The organism is Sediminibacterium sp. FW305-C-61 (assembly GCF_058231065.1).
Window position 1 is genome coordinate 480,824 of sequence record NZ_JBIQXR010000001.1, and the last position, 24,454, is coordinate 505,277.

The following is a 24,454-nucleotide window of genomic DNA, read 5'->3' on the forward strand; positions in this document are numbered from 1 at the left end:
AGAAGCCATGGAGTTAAATACAATAGATACACTACAAAACCAGGTTACACTACGTCAGCTTGGTATAGAAGATTATGAAGCAGTTTCCTCACTGCAACTTTTAGCATTTCCGGAAATGAAACCCTGGCGCGAAGAGCAATGGGAGAAAATTGTTACCACTTTTCCTGAAGGACAAATAGGCGTGTTTCTGAATGATGAACTTGTTGCCTCATCAAGTTCACTTTTGTTGAACTTTGACGAATTTTCTTCTTCTCATTCCTGGTTACAGATCACCGGTAACGGTACCCTGTCTACACATAATCCCATAGGAGATACCTTATACGGTATTGAAATAATGGTATCTCCCAAAGCCAGGGGTATGAAACTGGCCCGGCGCTTATATGAAGCAAGAAAAAAGCTGGCCATACAAAATAATTACAAACGTATAGTGGTAGGCGGACGCTTACCCAATTACCATCGTTATGCAGACAATCTTACCATAAAAGAATATGTACAGGAAGTAACCGATAAAAAAATATTTGATCCTGTACTAACTACACAGCTCGCCAACGATTTTAAACTAAAACGCATTATCAAAGATTATTTGCCTGGCGATAAAGAAAGCTGTGGTTATGCCACGTATATGGAATGGGTGAACCTGGATTATAGTCCAGATGGTATCAACGCACAAAAACTAAATCCATATGTACGGGTTTGTGCAGTACAATACAGAATGCGACTGGTAAATAGTTTTGAAGAGCTGGCCAGTCACTGCGAGTATTTTATTGATGTTGCATCAGATTATAAAAGCGACTTTGTTCTATTTCCCGAAATGTTTACCATGCAGCTGCTTTCCTTTCTGCCCAATAAAAGACCGGGTAAGGCTGTTAGACAGCTTACCGCATTCACAGAACGGTATATACAATTCTTCAGTAGCATGGCAGTGAAATACAATACCAATATCATTGCCGGCTCCCATCTTACAGAAGAAGAAGATGGCGACTTATATAATATCTCTTTTCTATTCAGAAGAGATGGCTCATTCGACAAACAATACAAAATTCATATCACGCCACATGAAAGAAAATGGTGGGGAGTAAAGTCGGGAAAGAAGGTTGAAGTGTTCGATACTGACTGTGGAAAGATTGCCATATCTATTTGTTATGATGTTGAATTTCCAGAACTGGCGCGAATAGCCACTATGAAAGGAGCCAATATTCTTTTTGTTCCATTTAATACAGATGATAGAAGAGCATATAACCGGGTTCGTTATTGTGCGCAAGCCAGGGCTATTGAAAACCAGATATATGTTGTGCTTGCCGGCTGTGTGGGAAACCTGCCACAGGTTGATAATATTGATATACAATATGCACAGAGCGCAATTCTTACACCATCGGATGTAGAGTTTCACCGCGATGCGGTTGCCGCTATTGCAGAACCAGGCGATGAAACATTGATATACCAGGACCTCGACATGAACCTCTTACAAAAGAACCGTGTGGCGGGTAATGCCCGAACCTGGAACGACAGAAAAAAAGACTTATACCAAATAGTTTACCATGAAGACGAAACAACGCTGATAGTATAAAACTACCGGCATTATTATTAACCTTTAAAAACCGAGACCATGAAAACACAACAGATATTGGTACCAACCAATTTTTCGGAATCGGCATATAAAGCACTACTACATGCAGCCACTATGGCTGGTGAGCTTAATGCTACCATTCACCTGGTACATGTAACCAATTATTTTGCCGGCTCCTTTGTAAAAACACCAGAAGTGCAACAGATAATGCCTGATGCCTATTCAAGCTTCTGGCAATCGAAAAAGGCGCAACTGGAAACCACTAAAAGATGGGTAAGAGAAAAATTTGATGTACCCATTGAAACGCATTTACTGGAAGGGAGTATATCCGGACAGATAAAAGCCTATACAAATGAAGCAGATATAGATTTGGTAATATTATACGACCAACATAAAAAGTCATTCTGGCAAAAACTCTTCGGCACGAAAACAGATATGCTGCAGAAAGAATTATCTGTTCCTGTATTAACATTACTTGAAGTACCTGGACAACCATTTGAATGGAGCGATGTGGTTATTCCTATAACCGACTTTGTGCCTGAAACAAGGATCAATACTATTGCCGCTTTTGCGGAAAGATTTCGATTTACTATTCATCTGGTAGCGCTCAGGGCATTAGGCAGAGCTGGTAGACCTTTGCATTTATTGGTAAACTCACTCCAGGCTATTAAAGCAAGGTATAATGCCAGAGTGGTTTGCCGTGAAATACAGGGTAAGCAATTACATGAAGCAGCAATGGCTTATGCCGATGAAATTCAGGCAAATGCTTTGATGGAAAACAACAAGGCCCAAAAAGCAAAAAAGAACCTGTGGCAACGAATCACCGGATATTTTGATAATGCAGAGTATCCTTATTTACAGTGGATATAATTTCTCCACGTTAAGGAACCCCGGATCGATACAGCATGTATAATGTATACGAAGCTGTCCGGGGAAAATTGGCTTCAAGCTTCAAGCTGCAAGCTTTGATGGATGCTTATTATAAACTTTCTGCTTTTAATGTAGTTAAACGGAAGGCTTGGGAATTAGAATCTTTAAAGTCAGTTGCTTAAAGAAATATTTGGTTGCCGTAAATGCACTATCTGCTATTAATAGAACACAGATCTTCATGATTTTCAGGATTTATCATGATAGATCTTTAAAATCATGAAGATCTGTGTTCCATCATACGCAACACCTGCAGCTCGCGGTTAAATTTCCCCGGACAGTAATGGCTTGCGGCTTGTAGCTTGCAGCCAAATTTTCTTACCCGCTAATTTCATCCACCCATAAAATTCATTTTTGCTTCCCATTTGCATACAATAGCTTTAACGGATAAATTTCCCAAATGAAAAATAAACTGCTTATTGTCGGCATTTTCCTGGTCGGCAGCTCGGTTAATGCTCAGTTAACCGTAGAAAAAATTATGCGAGATCCTAAATGGATCGGCTCCTCACCTTCAAACGCTTTTTGGAGCGCAGACAGTAAAAAAATCTATTTTAACTGGAACCCAGACAAAAAATCAGCCGATTCCGTATATGTATATACTATTGGCGCAGCCGCTCCGGAGAAAGCCTCTTTATCAGAAGTGCAGCTTGCACAGGCAACCAATAATGCGGTTTATAATGATAAGCGAACCAAGATGCTTTACGCATTCCGCGGCGATCTTTACATGGTTGATCTTGCAACCAATAAAACAACCCGCATAACGCAAACACAAGATCAGGAGTTTGCGCCACGTTTTATTTTGAATGATGAATGGGTGGTATATAACCGTAATCAGAACTTATACGGATGGAATACCCAAAACGGTATAACCCTTCAGCTTACTAATATTACAAGGGGAACCGAATCAGCAACAGTAACTTCTGTTATAACTGCCGGAGGCGGAGGACGTGGCGGTTTTGGCGGAGGATTTGGTGGTGGTGGTAACCAGGGGCAGGTAAGACAAGCTCCTCCAACATCATCCAACACCTTAACACAGGAGCCCTGGTTGCGTAATCAGCAACTCGATCTTTTTGAAGTATTAAAAGAAAGAAAAGAAAAAAGAGATGCCCGCGCCGAGTTTATGCGTAACCACAGGGATTCTGTAGAACTTCGTACCATCGGTATCGGAGAAAAAAGCCTTCAAAACCTGCAGATTAGTCCAGACGGTCGTTTTGTAACCTATCGCCTCTATACTGCACCAACTGGTAATAAAAATACCATTGTTCCTGACTATGTTACAGAATCTGGTTTTACCACTGATATTCCTGCAAGAACAAAAGTTGGGGCACCATTGGGTCGTTATGAGTTTTACATTTTTGATAAAACAAAAGACAAAGTATTTCCTCTTGTATTAGACTCTTTATCTGTTCCTGGCATAACAGACCAACCTGATTATGTAAAAGACTATCCTAAACAATTTGGTAACCGCAGGGCGCCTGTTCGTGGGGTAATGGTTAATGGTCCTTACTGGAACCCTTCTGGCTCGGCTGCTATTGTAGATATCCGGTCGCAGGATAATAAAGATCGTTGGATCATGCAACTGGATGCCGCAACAGGAAAATTAAAATTACTCGACCGCCAGCGCGATGATGCCTGGATTGGCGGACCTGGTGTCAGCGGTTTTGGTGCTACACTTGGTTGGATAGATGATGCACAGTTCTATTTTCAGAGTGAAGCAACAGGGTACTCACACCTTTATACCTACGATATTAAGACTAACAACAAAAAAGCACTTACCAGTGGAAAGTATGAAGTACAATCCGTTTCCTTGAGCAATAACAGTCAATATTTTTACCTGCTTACCAATGAAGAGCATCCTGGTAAATTAAACTGGTACCGCATTCAGAAAGATGGTAACGGAAAAGAAAAAATTACCGATAAAACAGGTGGATACGAAGTGAGTCTTTCCCCGGATGAAAAATGGATTGCTTACCGTTACTCTTATAGCAATAAGCCATGGGAATTGTTTGTACAGGAAAATTCAGCAGGTAAAGCCGCTACACAAATTACCAATAAAGCGGTTTCTGATGAATTCAAAGCCTACCCATGGAGAGACCCGCAAATGATTACCATTCCGGCTCGTGATGGTCAGCAGATTTATGCAAGACTTTATGAACCAACCAAAGCCAAGAAGAATAAAGCTGCAGTAATATTTGTACATGGTGCTGGCTACCTACAGAATGTACACTACTGGTGGAGCTCTTATTTCCGTGAATATATGTTCCATAATTTACTGGCTGATCAGGGCTATACTGTAATAGATATCGACTATCGAGCAAGCAGTGGATATGGACGCGATTGGAGAACAGGTATTTATCGCCACATGGGTGGAAAAGACCTGGACGACCATGTAGACGCCGCAAAATTCCTGACAAGTAAATATGGAATTGATGCGGGTAAGATCGGTATCTATGGTGGAAGCTATGGCGGATTTATTACCCTTATGGGATTGTTTACCACTCCAGATGTATTTAAAGCAGGTGCAGCGCTAAGACCCGTAACCGATTGGGCACATTATAACCATGGCTATACCTCCAATATATTGAATGAACCTTTTAATGATAGTATTGCCTATGCAAAATCATCACCTATAAATTTTGCGAATGGTTTAAAAAACAACCTGCTTATCTGCCATGGTATGGTAGACGTAAACGTACATTTTCAGGACGTGGTTCGCTTATCACAAAAACTGATTGAACTGGGTAAAGACAACTGGGAACTCGCCGTTTATCCGATGGAAGACCACGGATTTGTGGAACCGAGCAGTTGGACAGATGAATATAAACGGATATTGAAATTATTTAATGATAAGTTATTGAAGAAGTAAAAAACTTCAGGCTTTAAGATTCAGAAGAGGGTGCGTGAATAACACGCACCCTCTTTTTGTATGGTTTCTTAACAATCAGATAATCTCAAGCAGTCTATTTCTGTGCCAATTTTACGGTCTCAAAATCGACGTAATTCTATGTATACAGAAAGTGCTTCTTTACTGGTTAGCGTAGCAGCTGTTAAAGAAGGCACTGAAATAGCATTCACGGCATTATTCAATGAGTACCATTCTAAATTATTTCGATTTTTTCAAAAAAGGGTGGGGCAGCATGATATAGCAGGTGAGCTTACACAGCTTACTTTCATCAAAATATGGCAAAGCCGGCATACACTTTCTACAGAACATAGTTTAGACGCACAGTGTTTTACCATTGCATCTTCTGTATTAATTGATCATATCAGATCATGCACAGCAATAAAAAGATCTACAAAAACAACGGATCTTGAATTGGCTGAAACTGCCATGGTTCATGCAGATGGTAGTTTTGAAACCACTAATTATATTGAAGCCGCTACCAGCAGTTTGCCCAAAGTCAGGAAGCATATTTTTTTACTCAAAGTGGTACATGGTTATTCAAACAAAGAAGTGGCGGAAGCGCTTTCCATATCTGTAAAAACAGTAGAAGATCATTATTCCAAAGCACTTCGTCAACTAAGGTCAATTGCAACTGTATCACAACTCTTCCTCTTTATCAACTCATAGTGTTACCAAATTATTACCAGCAGGGGTAAACTATTCTTTTCTGCGTATTAGTATTTAGCAGCGTTTATTTTTTATGCAGGTAACCGAAAACCTTTTACAGCGTTTTTATGATCAACAGTGTTCAGCCGAAGAGGCAGACACTGTTGTATCATACCTGCGGAATAATCCCGAAGTAGTAGAACAATGGTTGGGACCCGACTGGCAACAGGCAGGCAAGGATATCCCCATTCCTGTAGCTTATAGGAATGAATTATGGAAGCGGGTAAAAGCGTCAGTGGAAATAGAAAAACCGGTAAGAAGCATACGGGTAAAACAATATATTTCTGTAGCCGCAGCGTTTATTTTATTACTCTGTAGCTGGATGTTTTTTACTACTGACAAAAATACGGATAAGACTACGGCACAATTGGTTCAGTTGCAGCAGGAAAAACCAGTATTTAGAACCAATACCACCAATGCCCCTATTAATATTAATATGCCCGATGGTTCTACGGTAGTACTTGATCCGGGATCTGTGATAAAATATGCGAAAGGGTTTAAAGGAAAAGAACGAAAAATAATACTGAGTGGCAGCGGCTTTTTTGAAGTGAGCAAAAACCCGAATCGCCCGTTCATTGTAGTATCGGGTGATATAACCACCACTGCATTGGGCACATCTTTCCGCGTTACAGAAAATGCTGAAAACGTTACCGTAAAATTATATACGGGTAAGGTTGTGGTAAATAAAATCGGGTCATACAAAAACTGGAGCGGACCTGTTTATTTATTACCAGGAACCGCTATGACATACTCCATTAAACAAATGCGTACAACGGTTGCAGGATTTGTGCCTGAAAAATCTTTACTGGTAGCAGCAAAAAAACATGGATTAATAAAAAAGAAAACAACAGAAATAACAACAGAACTGGTTTTTGATAATGCACCACTAGCAGATGTATTGAAAGCAATAGAGCAGCGTTATGGTGTTATCATTAAATACGATGAAACAGTTATTGACAATCATTATTTCACCGGAAAAGTTTTGCCAACCGATGCAGCCGAAACACTGCTGCATGTAATTGGAAATATGAACGGATTAACGATTAAAGAAAATGGAAGTAACCATTTTCAGTTAACTAAAAAGCAATAGATAACATATAAACAAGGCATTAACACATGGACAACCATGTGCGGGAATCTTTTTGCAATAACCGAAACAAAATAAAATGAGAAAGCTGAAACAGACCAAGCAACTGTTGTCTTTTTTGATGCTGATGGTAATTTCCATTGCACAATTAAATGCACAGTCTACAGCAGCCGACGTAACGGGCTCTGTGTTAACTGAAAAGGGAGAAGTATTACAAGGCGTTACTATTGTAGCTAGAAAACAAGGCGCACCAGCTAATGAATTAGTAACAGCAACAACAAACGAAAAAGGTGTTTTTGTTTTCAAACAGCTACAGGTTGGTAGCCGCTATAACTTTAGTTTTTCTTTTGTGGGTTATGAAGATGGAACACAGAATGGGTTTGTAGTAAAACAACAGGCACAAACCAATTCTATACTGATTAGATTGAAAGAAAAAAATAGCCGTCTTGATGAAGTGGTGGTAACGGCCCTTGGAATTAAGCGCCAGGAGAAGGCATTGGGTTATGCGGCCCAGACCATTAAAGAAAATGATGTAAATGATGCCCGTTCGAATAACTGGGTTGGCTCTTTGTCTGGCAAGGTTGCTGGTCTGAGTCTTATATCTCCGGGCTCTGGTCCATTGAATTCTGTACGTGTATCACTTCGTGGTGATGCGTCCATGAATCCGGAAGGAAACAATGCGCTGATCGTATTAGACGGCGTTCCTATGAACAGCGGTCTTACTTCATCGGGTGTGAGTAATGCTTATGGAGCAGGATCTGGTAATGATGTTCCAATTGATTTTGGGAACGGAATTTCAGACATTAACCCGGATGATATCGAAAGTATAACCGTGCTAAAAGGCCCGGGCGCAACAGCGTTGTATGGTAGTCGCGCAGCCAACGGTGCATTATTGATTACTACTAAGTCTGGCGCAAGAAAAGACAAGGGAATCGGCGTAACCGTAAATACCAATGTAAGTTTTAATACGGTATTACGCTGGCCAGATTACCAGTATGAATATGGTCAGGGAACAGGAAAGGCACTTAATTCAAGTGGACAGAAATATTATTCCTATGGCGCTTCTGCTGATGGAGCCAGTACCGGCGGAACCAGCAGTGCATATGGACCAAGGTTTGATGGACAAAGTTATTTCCAGTACGATCCAACAGTTGAGGGTCAATCGCCGACGAGGGTTCCATGGAGACCATATACCAATAATATTAAAGGATTCTGGAGAACGGGTTCAACCATCACTAATAATATTGCCCTCGAAGGTGGTGGAGAAAATGGCTCTGTACGTGCTTCACTGACCCATTCTAAAAATGAATGGATCATGCCAAACACAGGCTATCAGCGTATCACAGCAGCGCTGAGTGTAAACCAGAAAATATCTGAGAAGCTCCGTATTACTTCAAAAATTAATTATACCAATAAACAAAGCGATAACCTGCCGGCAACAGGTTATAATAACCAGTCGATTTCTTATTTCATGATATTCCAGAATCCAAATGTGGATCTCGCCTGGTATAGACCAATCTGGAAAAAAGGGCAAACACAAATTGATCAGGTGCATCCTTTCAGCTCATTCATCGACAACCCTTACCTGATTGCTTATGAAATGACCAACGCCGTAAAAAGCAATATGATGGTGGGTAATATTGCTGCTACTTATGAGTTCTCTAAAAAATTAGATTTCATGGTGCGTTCTGGTGTTAGCATGACGAATGAAGAACGCGAACAAAAACGTCCATATAGCACCGCTAACTTCCAGAGAGGATATTATAAGCAACAAACCATTTTAGATTATGAGATTAATACAGATGTTTTATTGTCTTATAAAAACAAAATCGGATCAAATATCAACATCACTGCATCAGCAGGTGCCAATGCAATGAGTCGCTCATATAAACGTGTAGATGGTACTGTTGAAGGATTGGTTACACCGGCTGTTTACAAATTGAGCAATGGTGTTAGTAACCCACTGATGACAAATGTTAACAGCAACAAGAAAGTGAACAGTGTTTATGGAACAGCATCGTTCGCATACAAAAACAAATTTTTTGTTGATGTAACCGGAAGAAATGATTGGTCCAGTACATTGCCACTGCAGAACAATTCCTTCTTTTATCCATCTATAAATACAAGTATCATATTGAGCGATGTATTTCAACTCCCGAAAAAAATATCTTTTGCCAAACTGCGATTCTCTGTGGCACAGGTGGGTAATGATACCGATCCTTATAAAACAAGCAAGTATTATGGCATGAGTGATTTCCCTAGTTCTGCCTCTGTTCCAACCATATTGCATAATGTAAACTTCAAACCGGAAATTTCTACCAACTATGAAGCTGGTTTAGATATTCGATTGTTTAAAAACAGACTGAACCTGGATCTTACCGTATACAGCAACCTTACAAAGAATCAGATCCTGGATGTACCTCTTGATCCTACAACCGGATATTCAAGAGCAGTGTTGAATGCAGGAGCTGTTCGTAACCAGGGTATTGAAGTGGTGATAAATGCCAACCCGATAAAAACAAAAAACTTTAGCTGGAACACAATTCTTACCTGGTCTAAAAACCAGAACAGGGTAATGGAACTGGCTGAAGGTATGGATGGAAAACAGGATATTGGCTACGGAGGTAATGCAACTATTCAGGCAAGGGTAGGCGGAACAACTGGCGATATTTATGGGTTTGGATTTGCCCGTTCACCACAAGGAAAAATCATTTACAACAGTGCGGGTCTACCTGTGCGTCCTGCAGAAATTCAATATATAGGTACTGCTTATGCCGACTGGAAAGGTGGAATACGTAACGAAGTCACTTATAAGGCATTTCGTTTCAGTGTATTGTTTGATGGACAACTGGGAGGGAAAATATATTCTCAAACACACCATAAAATGACCGAGCAGGGTAAACTAAAGCATACACTGCGTGGAAGAGAAGAGAACTTTATTATTGGTGATGGCGTAGTGGAAAACCCGGATAAATCTTATTCACCTAATACAACCAAAGTATTACCGGTTGATTATTATGTTGAATATTACCGTAGGGCCAATGTTGAATCAAACACATTTGATGCATCATTTATAAAACTTAGAGAAGCAAGACTTGAATATAGTTTGCCAAAGCGATTATTGGCCAAAACATTGTTTAAGCAGGTAACATTGGCTTTATATGGTCGCGACCTGCTGCTGATAACAAGCTTCCCAATTTTCGATCCGGAAACAGCAGCCCTCAATGGTTCTACCATATTGCCGGGTGTTGAAATGGGTCAACTACCGTCGAGCAGAACATTTGGTGCAAATATTACCATTAAGTTTTAAAACTGATAATAAAGAACCAGCGTGTGAAAATCAACTAAAAGATAAAAGATGAAACAGCATAAACTATATACTTTTTTTCTGCTTGCATCAACACTGTTATTCAGTGCATGCGATAAAGATTTTGCAGAGGTAAATACAGATCCGAATAGGATCGATAAAATAAGTCCGGGTACTTTATTGAACCCGATTATTTATGAGGTATCTGCATTTAATGCAAGAAGAGCCGATGATTTTACGTTTAACCTGATGCAGGTTGCTTTACCATTTCCAAGTGCATCTGGTGGTGTACACCGTTATGATATTGCAGAAAATGCGGGTAGCTCTACCTGGACAACCTACTATCGTTGGTTAACCAATGTGAAGGAAATGTATAACGCAGCGGTTGAATTGAATGACCCAAACTATACGGCGATTGCGCTTACATTAAATGCATGGATCTATGCTAACCTCACCGATTGTTTTGGGGATGTACCTATGACAGAAGCAGCAAGGGGCGATGAAGGTATTCTGCGTCCGGTATTTGATAGTCAGAAAGATATTTATACTAAGATTATTGGTGACCTGGATTCTGCGAATAACCTTTTTGTTACATCAAGGGCGATGAATTTCGGAACAGAAATTTTGTATGCGAATAATGTAACTAACTGGAAACGTTTTTGTAATTCATTGCAAATGCGTTTGTTGTTGCGCGTATCGAAAAGAACAGAGCTCAATGCTATGGCCAAACTTCGTGCGATGATCGACAACCCGACTAAATATCCGGTGTTTACCAGCAATGATCAGGCGGCTGTATTAAAAGTAAGCGGATTGGTACCGAATGTATCTCCCTGGGGTAGGGCCATTGATTTTACTACATTCAGGGCAATGGGAAAATTTTTCCTTGATCAGTTGAACAACCTCAGCGATCCGCGTCGTGATAAATTTTCAACTACTGCGAGGCCTTCAACTGGTACAGGTAACCTGGGTTATATGGGTATACCAAGCGGATATACAGGTGGCGAATCTCAGTTTAATTATATTCCATCCAACTTAAATATTGCACTGGTAACTGCACCAATGATTTGTGTATTGATGCCTTATGCTGAAGTAGAATTTATTAAATCTGAAGTAGAGTTGGCGTTTAACAATTTAACTGCATCTAAAGCAGCTTATGAAAAAGGCGTGAAAGCTTCTGTCGAACAATGGGGTGCTGTAATGCCATCAACCTATTTTAATAATACGGCGGCTGCTTTTAACGGAACACAGGAGCGAATCATGTTACAGAAATATATTGCTTTGTTTTTTGTGGATCATCAGCAATGGTTTGAATACAGAAGAACCGGGTTCCCCGTTTTACCAACAGCCGATGGAATGGTGAACAACAAAAAAGTACCTGTGCGGTATATGTATCCGATCAATGTGCGTTCAACAAATACAGAGAACTATACTAAAGCAGCACAAGCCATGGGCGGAGATAACTTCAACGCCAAAGGCTGGTGGGAAAAGTAATTATCCTTTCTGTGTCATTCTGTGTCCCCAGTGGCAATAAATAACTATTAATCATTTCAGTAGTTATATTAGTAGCCGTTAATTGCCACTGAGGGCCAGAAGAGCACTGAATAAAATATATTTTATGCAAAGAAGATCATTCTTAAAAAATTTCAGTTTAGCAACCATTGTATTGGGTGCACCTGCAATTAGTAGTGCAACCACTAATGCAAAGCAAAGAACAGTATCCGGTAAAGTGCATAGTAATGGAAAAGGTATTGCAAATGTTGCGGTAACGGATGGTTATACTGTAGTTAATACAGACACACAGGGTAATTATAATATAGATGTTCATAACAATGCAGAGTTTGTATATATCAGTACACCTGCAGGATATACATTCAACCAGCAAAACCATATTGCCTGGTTTTACCAAACATTAGCGGCAGACGAATTAAATGCCAAAGCAGATTTTTCTCTTGAAAAATTATCGGTAGATGATAACAGACACCAGTTTGTGGTTTGGGCCGATACGCAAATGATTTCACAGGCAGACTGCGATCAGTTGAAAGCAACAGCGGTACCAGATTTAAAGTCACTTGTAGCTTCTTATCCGAAAGACAGTCTTTTTCATGGTATTGGATGTGGTGACCTTGTTTGGGATAAATTTCAGTTCTTCAAAGATTATAAAGAAGCTATTGCTGCAACCGGAGTAACTTTCTTCAATGTAATCGGCAACCATGATATGGATCTGGATGCACGCACCGACGACTTCTCATCCAAAACCTTCAAACAGCAATTCGGCCCAACGTATTATTCTTACAATCGCGGACAGGTACACTATGTAGTATTAGATGATGTGTTCTTTGTAGGCACTGCAAAAAAATACATTGGTTATATCACAGAAAACCAGTTGCAGTGGCTTGAGCAGGATTTGAAGCTGGTTAAACCAGGAACAACAGTAGTATTAAGTGTACATATTCCTACAAATACCGGTGCTGCCAGAAGGGCCAAGAAAGAGGAAGAAATGGGGGGAACCGTTACCAACAGAAAGCAGTTATATAAAATACTGGCACCGTATAAAGTGCATATCATGTCGGGCCATACCCATTTTAATGAAGCATGGGAAGAAAACAATATCATGGAACATAACCACGGTACAGTTTGCGGCGCCTGGTGGACCGGCCCAATCTGTGGCGACGGAACACCGATGGGTTATGGTGTATATGAAGTAAATGGGAATGATATACAGTGGTATTATAAATCAACCGGAAAAGATAAAAACCACCAGCTAAGGATTTATGAAAAGGGAAGACTAAAAGATGCACCGGAAGAAATTGTTGTCAATGTCTGGAACTGGGATACTAAGTGGAAGGTAGAATGGTGGGAAGATGGTGTTGCTAAAGGAAAGATGGAGCAACGTGTAGCCAGAGATCCGTGGGCGATTGAATTGTATGCTGGTCCTTCATTACCATCCAAGCATCCGTTTGTTGAACCCACGCTGGCGGACCATTTATTTTTTGCTAAGCCATCAGCGAATGCAAAGGAGGTAACGGTAAAAGCGACAGATCGTTTTGGTAAAGTGTACAGCGAAACAATTCGTCTGGTATAGTTAAGCGTCTTCTTTCAGTGGTTTTCTGTGCCCTCTGTGGCAATACATAACAATTCTACATTCGGTAGTTATAAATTAAAAATTGATTGCCACAGAGGGCACAGAAAACCACTGAATAAAAAAGCGGTAAACATTTTCCTGTTTACCGCTTTTTTAATTTTGACTTTTTACTTTTGAATTTCTTACCTGTTCATTGAAGCGAGGAACTCTTCATTGTCTTTTGTTCCTCTCATGCGCTTGAGTAATTCATTCATAGATTCTTCGGTGTTCATATCGTTGATGTATAGACGAAGAATATTCATGCGTTGTAAAACTTCTTTATCCAGTAAGAGGTCATCTCTACGTGTAGAAGAACCAACCAGGTCAATAGCAGGGAATATGCGTTTGTTGGCCAGACGACGATCAAGTAATAGTTCCATATTACCAGTGCCCTTGAATTCTTCAAAGATCACTTCATCCATTTTACTACCTGTTTCAATAAGGGCAGTTGCCAGGATGGTGAGTGAGCCACCGTGTTCAATTTTACGGGCAGCACCAAAGAACTGTTTTGGTTTTTGCATGGCATTAGCTTCCACACCACCACTTAATACTTTACCACTGGCAGGTGCAACAGTGTTGTGCGCACGGGCCAGACGGGTAATAGAATCGAGGAGGATGACTACATCATGACCACATTCAACCAGTCTTTTTGCTTTCTGTAAAGCGATGGTAGAAACCTTAACGTGTTTTTCTGCGGGCTCATCGAAGGTAGAAGCAATAACTTCTGCCTTAACGCTGCGCTCCATATCAGTAACCTCTTCCGGACGCTCATCAATCAATACCACCATAAGGTAACATTCGGGGTGGTTGGCGGCAATGGCATTGGCCACTTCTTTCAGCAACATGGTTTTACCCACTTTAGGTTGCGCCACAATCAATCCACGCTGTCCTTTACCTATTGGTGTGAACAGGTCCATGATACGGGTACTGTAATTATTTGCGGTAGTAAAGAGGTTCAGTTTTTCATAAGGGAACAAAGGGGTAAGGTAGTCGAATGGAACGCGGTCGCGTACTTCATCCGGACGTTTACCATTGATATGATCCACTTTAAGGAGCGCGAAATATTTTTCACCTTCTTTTGGCGGACGAACAGCGCCCTGAACGGTATCACCTGTTTTTAAGCCGAATAATTTTATTTGAGAAGGAGAAACATACACATCATCTGGAGATGATAAATAGTTGTAATCAGAAGAACGGAGGAAGCCATAACCATCGGGCATCATTTCCAGTACACCTTCACCGAGGATAACCCCTTCAAACTCAATATTAAAATTAGGTTCTTTTTTGTGCGGGCGCTGTGGTTGCTGGGAAGGAGCTTCGGCTGGTAAGCTGTTTTCCGGCGCCTGACTAGTTTCAGCTTCAGTGGCCTGCTCATTTGCTTCAGCAGGAGTATTATCTTCCGTAGCGGCCTGTACAGGTTTTTCGTTCCTGCTGGTTTTTTTAACCGGGCCACGTTTAGGCGCAGCTTTTTCAGGAGCGTCTTGCATTACTTCCGCTTCTTCTGTGCCGTTGGCGGTTTTAACGGTAACCGGCTTGCGGGCGCGGGCTGTCTTTTTCTTAGGATCGTCTTTCGACTCACTGGCCTGAACAGCCTGGTTATCGAGGATCTTGTAGATAAGACCCTGTTTGTCGAGCTTTTTGGCTCCCGTAATCTTTAATTGCTCAGCAATGTCAAGAAGCTCGGGCAGCAACATGTCGTTTAATTGCAGAATATCGTACATAAAAACTATTGATAGAAAAAATTCAAATTGTCATCGTTCAAAATCCAGTCTAAGGGAATTGCAGGCTCAGATCGGAAAAACTTTTGGGTATTGTTATTGATTTGGAAGAGGATAAACTGATGCGTCGAGCGCTAATTGAAGGACTAAATCAGCTTGGTTTCCGATGCAATGTTAAGGAAAAAAATTAAAAACAAAAGAAAAATTGGGGCTTGTGCCATTAGCTATTAGCTATAAGCCAGTTGTTTATGTTTGTTTTATCTTATAAATAACAAACTTATCTCATGCCTGAACGATAAGCTAAAGGCTAAAAGCCAACTGCTAATAGCCTTACTGCGTCTTCGACACGATTCTGCTGATCATCTGATCCAGCTCATGAGCACTTATTTTTAAATATTGTAATATCTGCTCGTTTTCTTCCACCGATTTGTTTTTTAGGTCCATGAGGTCGGTAAGGCCAGTGATATTGGCAACAGGACGGCGTATTTCGTGGGACTGTATTTTGGCGATTTCTTTTAGGGCATCCAGGTGCTTTTGAATTTGGAGCTCCTGCGTTTTACGTTTGGTAATATTGGTAGAAGCGATAACAACACCGGAAACATCTCCATTATCTTCAAACACGGCAAAAGACCTGCGATGGTACCATTTTTGTTCCCCATCGGGGTAAATTACCAGGTGTTCATGCGAAATAGATTTTTTTTCCTCAAATATTAAACGCATGTACTCCTTTCCGATGGTATTATATTCTTCCGGATAATATTCTGCGAGCAAATGTCCGGTTTCAAAGGGGCGGCCAAATAGTTTATTGGCGTGTTGTTGGGCCTTTCGGTTGGCATATTTAATACGAAGGTCTTTGCTGATATAAAGCAATACATTGTCTGAGCTATTGATGATAGATTGAAGGGTTCTTTCCGAAGCAGCAATCTGGTCGCGGTTTTGTTTCAGCTCAGTAATATCTTTTGAAATACCGGCAATATGCGTAATCTGACCAGCTTCATTTTTTATGGGGAATAACTCACTAAGACTGGTGGTATTATCTTCAAAATTTTCTTCAAAACTGATGGATTGCTGTTTTTCAACGCATTCTATAAAACGAAGCCGAATCGAATCAAGGATACTATCACGCAGCATTTCTTTGAATTCCTTACCTATAACAGATTCTGGTGTAACGCCAAACTTTGTGAGATAGGCCGGGTTTACATATTCCATATAGAACTCCTTACCGCCCGGGTCTACACGAACTATAAACACCGCATCAGAGGTGAGTTCAATCAATGATTTGAACAGATTGGATTGGATCATGCGGTTTGGATATGGAGTCTGAAAACCGGTTAAAAGTATACATTTTGAGGTAAAATTTGAAGAAAAGCTTGGTGTTTGGCTGGATAGTTGTTTGTAAAGCCGACACCAAGTTTTGGGCCACAAGCTGCAAGTAGTTGACCTTACCTTTGGCGAGCCTCACAGTCAATCAAAACATACAGACTAAAGCCCTTCAACTTGTGGCTTGTGGCTTGTAGCTTACAGCTCACAGCTTCTGCTTATCTTTGCTGCATATCAAGCAACAGCAAGCAATGTTTAACAACAGAACAAGGATTAAAGACCTGCTGAAAAGCGGTCAGACCGGACAAGACATTATCGTTATGGGTTGGGTACGTACATTTCGTAACAACCAGTTTATAGCATTGAACGATGGGAGCACCAATAATAATTTACAGATTGTAGCGGAATTGGGTTTATTAGACGATGCCACCCTAAAGCGCATTACCACCGGAGCTTCATTGAAAGTTACTGGTACGGTAGTGCCATCGCTTGGGAAGGGACAAACAGTAGAGTTGAAAGCAAATACTATTGAAATATTGGGGGATAGCGATGGAGAGAAATATCCCCTGCAACCCAAAAAACACAGCCTCGAATTTTTACGTGAGATTGCGCACCTGCGTTTCCGTACCAATACATTTGGTGCTGTATTCCGCATCAGACACGCACTCGCATTTGCGGTACATAAATTCTTTAACGAAAAAGGGTTTGTTTACCTGCATACACCAATTATTACCTCAAGTGATGCGGAAGGTGCTGGTGAAATGTTCCGTGTAACAACTTTGCCTTTTGATAATCCTCCGCGTAAAGAGGATGGTAGTGTTGATTTTGCAGAAGACTTTTTCGGTAAAAGTACCAACCTCACTGTAAGCGGACAGCTGGAAGGCGAGTTGGGCGCCATGGCGTTTAGTGAGATCTACACTTTTGGTCCAACCTTCCGTGCAGAGAATTCAAATACAACGCGTCACCTCGCAGAGTTTTGGATGATTGAACCAGAGATGGCTTTTCATGATATTGAAGACAATATGAACCTGGCAGAAGAGTTCATTCAATACCTGATTAAATATGTGATGGAAAACAATGCAGAAGACCTTGCATTCCTTGATCAGAGACTGGCAGAAGAAGAAAAACAAAAACCACAAAATGACAGACAGGAATTCGGACTGCTGGAGAAACTGCGTTTTGTGGTTGACAATAAATTTGAACGCATCACTTATACAGAAGCCATTCAGATTTTGCTCGACTCACCAGCGTACAAGAAAAAGAAATTCAAGTTCGATGTGAAATGGGGTATTGATATGCAAAGTGAGCACGAGCGTTACCTCGTAGAAAAGCATTTTAAAAAGCCTGTTATCGTTACAGGTTATCCCGCAGCCATCAAAGCATTTTATATGCGATTGAATGATGGTTGTGAACCAGGTAAAGAAACCGTGGCTGCAATGGATATCCTCGCGCCAGGTATTGGCGAAATAGTAGGTGGTTCACAGAGAGAAGAGCGACTCGAAAAACTTGAAGCACGCATGCAAGCCATGCATATACCACTCGAAGAAATGAGCTGGTACCTCGATACCCGTCGTTTCGGAACAGTACCACACGCTGGTTTCGGACTAGGCTTTGAGCGTATGGTACAATTTGTTACTGGCATGACGAATATCCGCGACGTAATCGCCTTCGCACGCACTCCAAAGAATTGTGAATTTTAGGGAAGAAGCCTCAAGCCGCAAGCTACAAGCTGCAAGCGAGAGATTTTTGCTTGCAGCTTGTAGCTTGCGGCTTGAAGCTTGAATTATGTTGCTTTTCAAAAACATTTTTCCCTCCCCACACGTATATATTACATGCAAAACGAAAATATTACCAGGCTTAAAGAGCAGCTGGAAGAAGTGCGGCCCTCACTTGTTGAACATGCATTATACCATCGGTTAGAAGATATTAAACAATTGCAATTGTTTACTGGCTACCATGTTTTTGCGGTATGGGATTTTATGAGTTTGTTGAAATCATTGCAGCAAAAATTAACCTGTACAACCACACCATGGGTACCTATTGGTTCGGCCAATACAAGATACCTGATCAATGAAATTGTATTGGGCGAAGAAAGTGATGTAGATGAATCGGGAAACAGAACAAGTCATTTTGAGTTGTACCTCAACGCCATGAAAAAAATGGGTGCTGATACCACACCGATAGATCAACTGTTGATCTATTTACAAAATGGTATATCGGTTCAACAGGCCATGGAGCAGTTGCAGTTGCCAAATGCCATAAAAGATTTTGTAGGATACACTTTTAACATCATCGAAAAAGCACCTGTGCATGTACAGGCAGCAGTATTTACTTTCGGTCGGGAAGACCTGATACCCGATATGTTTATGGGATTGGTAAAAGACCTTTCTGCACAATACCCCGAACAGCTCTCCGTATTCAAATACTACCTCGAACGACATATAGAAGTAGATGGTGATCACCACAGTCATCTTGCCATGGAAATGGTAGCCGAGTTATGTGGCGAAGATGCGTTAAAATGGGAGCAGGCAACAGAAGCTGCAATAGCCAGCCTGAAACAAAGAAAATATTTATGGGATGCGGTGTTGGATTTGGCTGTTAGGGGTTAGGTATTAGGAGTTAGCTTTTAGGTAAAAAATTTAACTAGCTATTTAGATGGAACACAGATTTATCATAATCTATTATGATAATCATGATAAATCTGCGTTCCATTTCTCGCTCAGATAACATGTCAACCCTTGATTAGTAAAAATTCTTAAACCCAAATTATTATATTTATACAAATCCCTTACACATGTTACAAAAGCAGGTAATGGTTTGTATAGTGCTGATGGTAGCTTCCATCGCTTTAAGCGCACAGACGCTTAATCAACCTTATCCTTTAAAGAAGGAATCCACTTCAACCTATCGTTACGGATCGCAATCGTTTAAATGTGCCACTGGAAACTGTGAGAATGGACAGGGTACATTGTTGGTAGAGTTTAAATACAAACTAAAAGTTTGGGGCGACTGGACAAATAAAGCAGAATACTATGCGGTAGAAGGCAATTTTATCAATGGAAGAATTAGTGGTTTTGGAAAAGTGATGCAGTTTTTTACGCAGGATGCTTTTAAACAATACAAACCACAGCCATATGATTCGCTTCGTATGATGAATGAAGTGTTGCAGTCGTTGAACAATGATTTCTATGATGCCAGCGCGGGATACTTTATAGGAGGTGTGATGCGCAGGGGCATGTATATTGATAGCTATAACAGAATCTGGGATGCGTTTTATGATAGGTCAACCGTTGTGTTTGGTACACTCAGTATTCCGAGCCAAAAACAGGTGTACCGCGGTTTTCTTTGTGCAGCGGCTGTATTACCAAACCAGGGCTGGATTGCCAATTATTGTCCGATTGTAGGTCTGAGGCTCGAGATAAAAAATGATACTTCGAAGCTTGTTCCTTTTGGTGATAATATCAGCGTGAATGATGCGCTGGTATTACCCTTTTCCGAATCGGTATACGACCCCAACAGAAAACCGGTGCAGCAGTTAAATTTTGATAATGGTATTTACAATGGCGAAACTGTAAATGGTGTGCCGGAAGGTTTTGGCGAGTGGATGAGTAATGATTATCTCTGGATAAAGTTTGGGTATTTTAAAAATGGAAAACTACATGGACTGGCAGCATTGAACTTCGATATCAACCAGGGGAAAGGCCCGGAAATAGTATATGGTTATGCGGTGGCACAGTTTAATAATGGAGTAGCTGCAAGGGCATTAACAGGTATCTGGAGTTCGTATTATAGGGGTGAAATAAACGCTGCTTTTTTGGCCAGTGGTTATGGCGTTAAGATGAATTCGATGTTGCAGTTGAAATATGAGGAGGGTTATTTTGAAGATGGACAGTTAAACGGAGCCGGCAAACAAACATATACAGATGGCAGGGTTGTGTCTGGCAATTTTGTAAAGGGTAAACTAACGGCAGGAACTACGACTTATACCGTAAACTCATTGCGTGTTGGTGATGTAGTGCGGGTAAACGGGAAAAAATATGCAGTTATTGAAAACCCCTGGGATCCGAATACCTATCAAACCTTGCGGGGTTATGTAAAACTACACGATGGCAGTATGTTGAAAACCGGGACAGATTTTGAAAAGCTGAATGAAAGCAGCGGACAATTTTTCGAGACCTGTAAAAAATGCGTGGGTACAGGCGTATTACAGCAATATAACAATACCAAGGTGGTAACCTCTGTAAGTCCCATGATGAGCCGCACGGTAAATACCCCCCAGGGCTATAGGGAAGAAACCTATTATAACTACTCCTATGGAACCGAGCTAAAACACAGCGGCAAAGTAACCTGTAATGAATGCAATGGCGCGGGAAGGTTTGTAAAGAAGCAGTAGGGATGCTAGTTGCTAGGTTTTTGGCTAAAATGTCCAACTACCTCCTAATACCTAACCCTTTTTCCAACAAAAATCTTCCTTTGAATGTGGATTATATGTGAAAACCCCCTATTTTTGCCCCCCCGCTTACGCTAAAGCTTGCGCCACCGCTAAAGCTAAGGCGACACGCAGTCAGCGGGCAAGCCCGAAAAGGCTTAAATGCGAAGTATTTCAGTGCGCCTGCGCACCGAAGCTTCAGCGAAGGTGCGGTAGCTCAGTCGGTAGAGCAAAGGACTGAAAATCCTTGTGTCGCCGGTTCGATCCCGGCCCACACCACTTGTCCACCATAGCTTTAGCGAAGGTGGACTGAACTTAGAGAGCTTCAACGGAAATGTTGGGGCTCTTTTGCTTTTAAGGCGTTACCCGCCAATTGCGTGCCACTTAAGCTTTAGAAAAGGAGGAATATCGAAGATCACGCCAAAAATGTTTTTGTTGGTTAGGCGACCAAAAATGCTTGGAGAAACCACGCTCAGAAATGCCATGTGTGTTATTCTGAATAATAATTATCCGTTAGCCTTTGCCCCTCATCTGTACACACAGTGGCCCTGAAATGAGGAATATTTTTAATGAAGCTTATATTTCGGCTAGATAAATTCCCCTGCTCATTATGCAAGCGAAACTGTATTCAACAATAATTCAACCTAAAGTGTATACATATAAATATCACCCTTTACAAAAGATGATACTGCCAAAGTGTTTGGAAGTTAATAAAAACAGATATTACCCCCCGATAATACTTGTATATCAACTTCCAAACGCTTTCAAAAAGGATTATTTTTCCTGTATGATTAATTTACACTAACTAGTTTGTCATTTTTTATATCACGAGAATTAATGCTGTTAACCAACCTCACTTTGCAGAAAGTCTACTTTGTTTAAATAATTATGAAGACGTAAATATGTTTCCATAAAGAACCCTTGAGGGGTTTATAAATACTATTGCAAAGGAATTAAAATGGATAATTCTGTAAAGGGGGTTTTCCTGTTTTTATAACGGGAATTTTCCCGGTCTCTAATTATTTTATTCTTCGTTCTTTTACTGAAATAATAATTGTTAACTCAGGGCAACTAGCGAATAGCAAATACTCCCCCACAAAAATTATTATTGATTACTAATCTTCGAGAAAGAAAGCGGGTTGCAGTAAAGTTCATAAATTAGGGGATGCTACACCTGGTACCCTTTAGCTTAATATTTGAGTTGATTGCAGCTATTGCAGCTTTTAAATATCTGAGAAATGAAAAGGAGAATCCGTGGAAATGGTTTAAATGGTTTTTGTTATTTGTTTTTGTCCTGGAATCTTCAGCCTATTTATATGCTATGATACCAGTATTCCACGGATATGAGATAAGACGAAATTACTTTTTCTATAAAATATACCTACCTATAGAAACGATTTTTCACAGCTGGTTGTTATTCTTTTTTTCGAAGCAATTTAGATTACTTAAGAGGTATTATGCAACAGTTGTGATTTTGTTCTTTTGCCTTTTCTTTTTTGAATTTTGTACTGTTTCATTAAATACTTACCTGGTTAACACAGATTTGTTTGCAACACTTTACCTATTGATTGGATGTTTTCTCTACTATTATTTTTTTTTAAAACAAACGAATCATGTAGAAGTAATAAAATATGCACCTTTTTGGATTGTAACGGGGCTTTTCTTTTTCCATTTTATAAGTTTTTCTATCACTTATTTTTTTCATGAATTAACGCTTATACATACCCAAAAAGGTTTTCCGATAAGATTCTATGCAATGAGTGTATTAAATCTCCTATTTTATGGTTTTTGGGTGTACGCATTTAAAATTCGACAGAAGCAGATAACATGATCAAGAGTATACTATTGCTAGTACTGCTTTTTTTTGTAACGGGCAGTTTTCTATTCGCTTATATACTATTATACAACGAAAGAAAACGAAAGCATGCAACTGAAAAAAAAGAAATGCAGCGGCTGTTTGATGAACAATTGCTGCAATCTCAATTTGAGGTACAGGAACATACTTATTCTGCACTCAGCAGAGAACTGCATGATAATGTGGGTCAGCTTCTGAACAGTACCAAACTTCTGATCGGCGTGGCACAAAGGGAAATCGAGAACCCGCCAGCTATACTTGATACGGCTAACGAAATACTCGGCAATGCCATTGGTGAGATCAGAAACCTCTCAAAAAGCTTAGACAAAGAATGGCTGCAGCAGTTTCGGTTATTGGAAAATATTTCACTGGAAATAAAAAGAATCAATACTTCCGGAACCATTAGTGCATCACTGGAAACAGATATAGAAAAGGTTGAACTGATTTCAGATAAGCAACTGATACTGTTTCGTATTATTCAGGAAGCACTACAAAATGTCATTAAACACAGTCAGGCAAATACAGTAGTAATAAAAATCAGTGAAAAAGATCAGACATTGCATATAAGCATATCTGACAATGGCATCGGCTACCACCCTGAACAAACAGCCTTAGCAGGTATGGGTATTATCAACATGCATAAACGATGCGAGATACTCGGAGGTAATATGCAAATGACCCCAAGTGATTTAGCTGCAGGACTTACAGTTCATATTTCTATACCATTATTCTCTGAGCATGCATAAATACCCTCATATGATTCATATAGCACTGGCAGACGACCATCAGTTGTTTTTAAAATCTCTTACGCTGATGTTACACAGTTTTGGGAATTATAAAGTGGTGATGGAAGCGCTGAATGGAAAAGAATTATGCGATAAACTGCCCGGCTTATCCATAAAGCCGGATATTATTTTAATAGATGTAAATATGCCCGTAATGGATGGTCCTGCAGCAACAAAACAGATCAATGCTCTTTATCCAAATATTAAGCTGGTGGCCCTTTCCATGAATAATGAGGATCATACGATCATTAATATGCTTCGATCAGGCTGCTGTGCCTATCTGCTAAAAGATACACACCCCGATGAACTGGAAAAAGCACTCAACGAAATACATTCCAAAGGATACTACAATGCCGATGCGGCTAATATAAATTTTCGAAGACTTTTATTTGCAGAACAACGGCAAGACACAAATAAAATAACCGAAAAGGAACTAAGCTTTTTACAATATGCATGCACCGACATGACATACAAACAAATTGCCCATATAATGAAGCTGAGTGAAAGAACCATCGATGGTTATCGAGAATCCTTATTCGGAAAACTACAGGTACAAAGCAGGGTTGGGTTGGCAATGGAGGCGTTAAGAAGAGGATTGATAAAGCTTTAGAAACAGAAGAATATATATAATGTGGAGTATGGAACACTGATTATGATGACAATCATGATAATCCGTTTTCTATTCACACTATCTCAAATCTGAGATCTGCCACCTGCCATCCAACAAC

At 40.3% G+C, this 24,454-nt stretch carries 15 protein-coding genes and 1 tRNA gene; 14 read left to right on the top strand and 2 right to left on the bottom strand.

Going from position 1 to position 24,454, the window contains the following annotated elements; genetic code table 11:
- Window positions 1–7 precede the first annotated feature (7 nt).
- The 8 genes from ACH30E_RS02115 (at window position 8) to ACH30E_RS02150 (ending at window position 13,580) form a co-directional block, all read left to right on the top strand.
- Entirely contained in the window at window positions 8–1,567 is a 1,560-nt protein-coding gene (locus ACH30E_RS02115) for a carbon-nitrogen hydrolase family protein (protein WP_294996662.1), read from the top strand.
- A gap of 39 nt (window positions 1,568–1,606) precedes the next feature.
- Window positions 1,607–2,437, top strand: coding sequence for a universal stress protein (locus ACH30E_RS02120; protein ID WP_490823460.1), 831 nt, complete (start codon window positions 1,607–1,609; stop codon window positions 2,435–2,437).
- Window positions 2,438–2,894: 457 nt separating this feature from the next.
- Window positions 2,895–5,360, top strand: a complete 2,466-nt coding sequence (locus ACH30E_RS02125) for a S9 family peptidase (protein WP_490823462.1) — start codon at window positions 2,895–2,897, stop codon at window positions 5,358–5,360.
- A 138-nt stretch (window positions 5,361–5,498) separates the two neighbouring features.
- Complete coding sequence (locus tag ACH30E_RS02130; protein ID WP_294996669.1) at window positions 5,499–6,065, top strand: RNA polymerase sigma factor; 567 nt, start codon at window positions 5,499–5,501, stop codon at window positions 6,063–6,065.
- Window positions 6,066–6,138: 73 nt separating this feature from the next.
- Window positions 6,139–7,194 (top strand): FecR family protein, encoded by a 1,056-nt coding sequence (locus tag ACH30E_RS02135; protein WP_490823463.1) that lies wholly within the window; start codon window positions 6,139–6,141, stop codon window positions 7,192–7,194.
- A 76-nt stretch (window positions 7,195–7,270) separates the two neighbouring features.
- On the top strand, window positions 7,271–10,501 hold the full coding sequence (locus ACH30E_RS02140; RefSeq protein ID WP_294996675.1) for a SusC/RagA family TonB-linked outer membrane protein: 3,231 nt from the start codon (window positions 7,271–7,273) through the stop codon (window positions 10,499–10,501).
- Between the two features lie 48 nt (window positions 10,502–10,549).
- Window positions 10,550–11,989, top strand: coding sequence for a SusD/RagB family nutrient-binding outer membrane lipoprotein (locus ACH30E_RS02145; protein WP_490823464.1), 1,440 nt, complete (start codon window positions 10,550–10,552; stop codon window positions 11,987–11,989).
- A 124-nt stretch (window positions 11,990–12,113) separates the two neighbouring features.
- Window positions 12,114–13,580, top strand: coding sequence for a calcineurin-like phosphoesterase C-terminal domain-containing protein (locus ACH30E_RS02150; RefSeq protein ID WP_490823465.1), 1,467 nt, complete (start codon window positions 12,114–12,116; stop codon window positions 13,578–13,580).
- A gap of 182 nt (window positions 13,581–13,762) precedes the next feature.
- On the opposite strand, the gene rho is transcribed toward ACH30E_RS02150, so the two are convergent.
- Window positions 13,763–15,340, bottom strand: coding sequence for a transcription termination factor Rho (rho, locus tag ACH30E_RS02155; RefSeq protein WP_490823466.1), 1,578 nt, complete (start codon window positions 15,338–15,340; stop codon window positions 13,763–13,765).
- A 327-nt stretch (window positions 15,341–15,667) separates the two neighbouring features.
- Window positions 15,668–16,639: a PAS domain-containing protein gene (locus tag ACH30E_RS02160; RefSeq protein ID WP_294996687.1), complete on the bottom strand. Its 972-nt coding sequence runs from the start codon at window positions 16,637–16,639 to the stop codon at window positions 15,668–15,670.
- 269 nt (window positions 16,640–16,908) lie between these two features.
- Between ACH30E_RS02160 and asnS the strand changes: the two genes are divergently transcribed.
- The 6 genes from asnS (at window position 16,909) to ACH30E_RS02190 (ending at window position 24,336) form a co-directional block, all read left to right on the top strand.
- The gene (gene asnS / locus ACH30E_RS02165) at window positions 16,909–18,357 is read left to right on the top strand and encodes an asparagine--tRNA ligase (protein WP_294996690.1); all 1,449 of its coding nucleotides are present in this window, start codon (window positions 16,909–16,911) and stop codon (window positions 18,355–18,357) included.
- Window positions 18,358–18,489: 132 nt separating this feature from the next.
- Complete coding sequence (locus tag ACH30E_RS02170) at window positions 18,490–19,266, top strand: DUF3050 domain-containing protein (protein ID WP_294996691.1); 777 nt, start codon at window positions 18,490–18,492, stop codon at window positions 19,264–19,266.
- 185 nt (window positions 19,267–19,451) lie between these two features.
- Window positions 19,452–21,050: an MORN repeat-containing protein gene (locus ACH30E_RS02175; RefSeq protein WP_490823467.1), complete on the top strand. Its 1,599-nt coding sequence runs from the start codon at window positions 19,452–19,454 to the stop codon at window positions 21,048–21,050.
- A 242-nt stretch (window positions 21,051–21,292) separates the two neighbouring features.
- Window positions 21,293–21,365, top strand: a tRNA-Phe gene (locus ACH30E_RS02180).
- Window positions 21,366–22,913: 1,548 nt separating this feature from the next.
- A complete protein-coding gene (locus tag ACH30E_RS02185) occupies window positions 22,914–23,687 on the top strand; it encodes a sensor histidine kinase (RefSeq protein WP_490823468.1) in 774 nt (257 codons plus the stop codon).
- Between the two features lie 10 nt (window positions 23,688–23,697).
- Entirely contained in the window at window positions 23,698–24,336 is a 639-nt protein-coding gene (locus ACH30E_RS02190) for a response regulator transcription factor (RefSeq protein WP_294996699.1), read from the top strand.
- Window positions 24,337–24,454 lie beyond the last annotated feature (118 nt).

Excerpts from the sequence above, each read along its gene's own strand:
- ACH30E_RS02115 (WP_294996662.1), top strand. The coding sequence starts at position 8 with ATGGAGTTAAATACAATAGATACACTACAAAACCAGGTTACACTACGT.
- ACH30E_RS02120 (WP_490823460.1), top strand. The coding sequence starts at position 1,607 with ATGAAAACACAACAGATATTGGTACCAACCAATTTTTCGGAATCGGCA.
- ACH30E_RS02125 (WP_490823462.1), top strand. The coding sequence starts at position 2,895 with ATGAAAAATAAACTGCTTATTGTCGGCATTTTCCTGGTCGGCAGCTCG.
- ACH30E_RS02130 (WP_294996669.1), top strand. The coding sequence starts at position 5,499 with ATGTATACAGAAAGTGCTTCTTTACTGGTTAGCGTAGCAGCTGTTAAA.
- ACH30E_RS02135 (WP_490823463.1), top strand. The coding sequence starts at position 6,139 with ATGCAGGTAACCGAAAACCTTTTACAGCGTTTTTATGATCAACAGTGT.
- ACH30E_RS02140 (WP_294996675.1), top strand. The coding sequence starts at position 7,271 with ATGAGAAAGCTGAAACAGACCAAGCAACTGTTGTCTTTTTTGATGCTG.
- ACH30E_RS02145 (WP_490823464.1), top strand. The coding sequence starts at position 10,550 with ATGAAACAGCATAAACTATATACTTTTTTTCTGCTTGCATCAACACTG.
- ACH30E_RS02150 (WP_490823465.1), top strand. The coding sequence starts at position 12,114 with ATGCAAAGAAGATCATTCTTAAAAAATTTCAGTTTAGCAACCATTGTA.
- rho (WP_490823466.1), bottom strand. The coding sequence starts at position 15,340 with ATGTACGATATTCTGCAATTAAACGACATGTTGCTGCCCGAGCTTCTT.
- ACH30E_RS02160 (WP_294996687.1), bottom strand. The coding sequence starts at position 16,639 with ATGATCCAATCCAATCTGTTCAAATCATTGATTGAACTCACCTCTGAT.
- asnS (WP_294996690.1), top strand. The coding sequence starts at position 16,909 with ATGTTTAACAACAGAACAAGGATTAAAGACCTGCTGAAAAGCGGTCAG.
- ACH30E_RS02170 (WP_294996691.1), top strand. The coding sequence starts at position 18,490 with ATGCAAAACGAAAATATTACCAGGCTTAAAGAGCAGCTGGAAGAAGTG.
- ACH30E_RS02175 (WP_490823467.1), top strand. The coding sequence starts at position 19,452 with ATGTTACAAAAGCAGGTAATGGTTTGTATAGTGCTGATGGTAGCTTCC.
- ACH30E_RS02185 (WP_490823468.1), top strand. The coding sequence starts at position 22,914 with ATGATCAAGAGTATACTATTGCTAGTACTGCTTTTTTTTGTAACGGGC.
- ACH30E_RS02190 (WP_294996699.1), top strand. The coding sequence starts at position 23,698 with ATGATTCATATAGCACTGGCAGACGACCATCAGTTGTTTTTAAAATCT.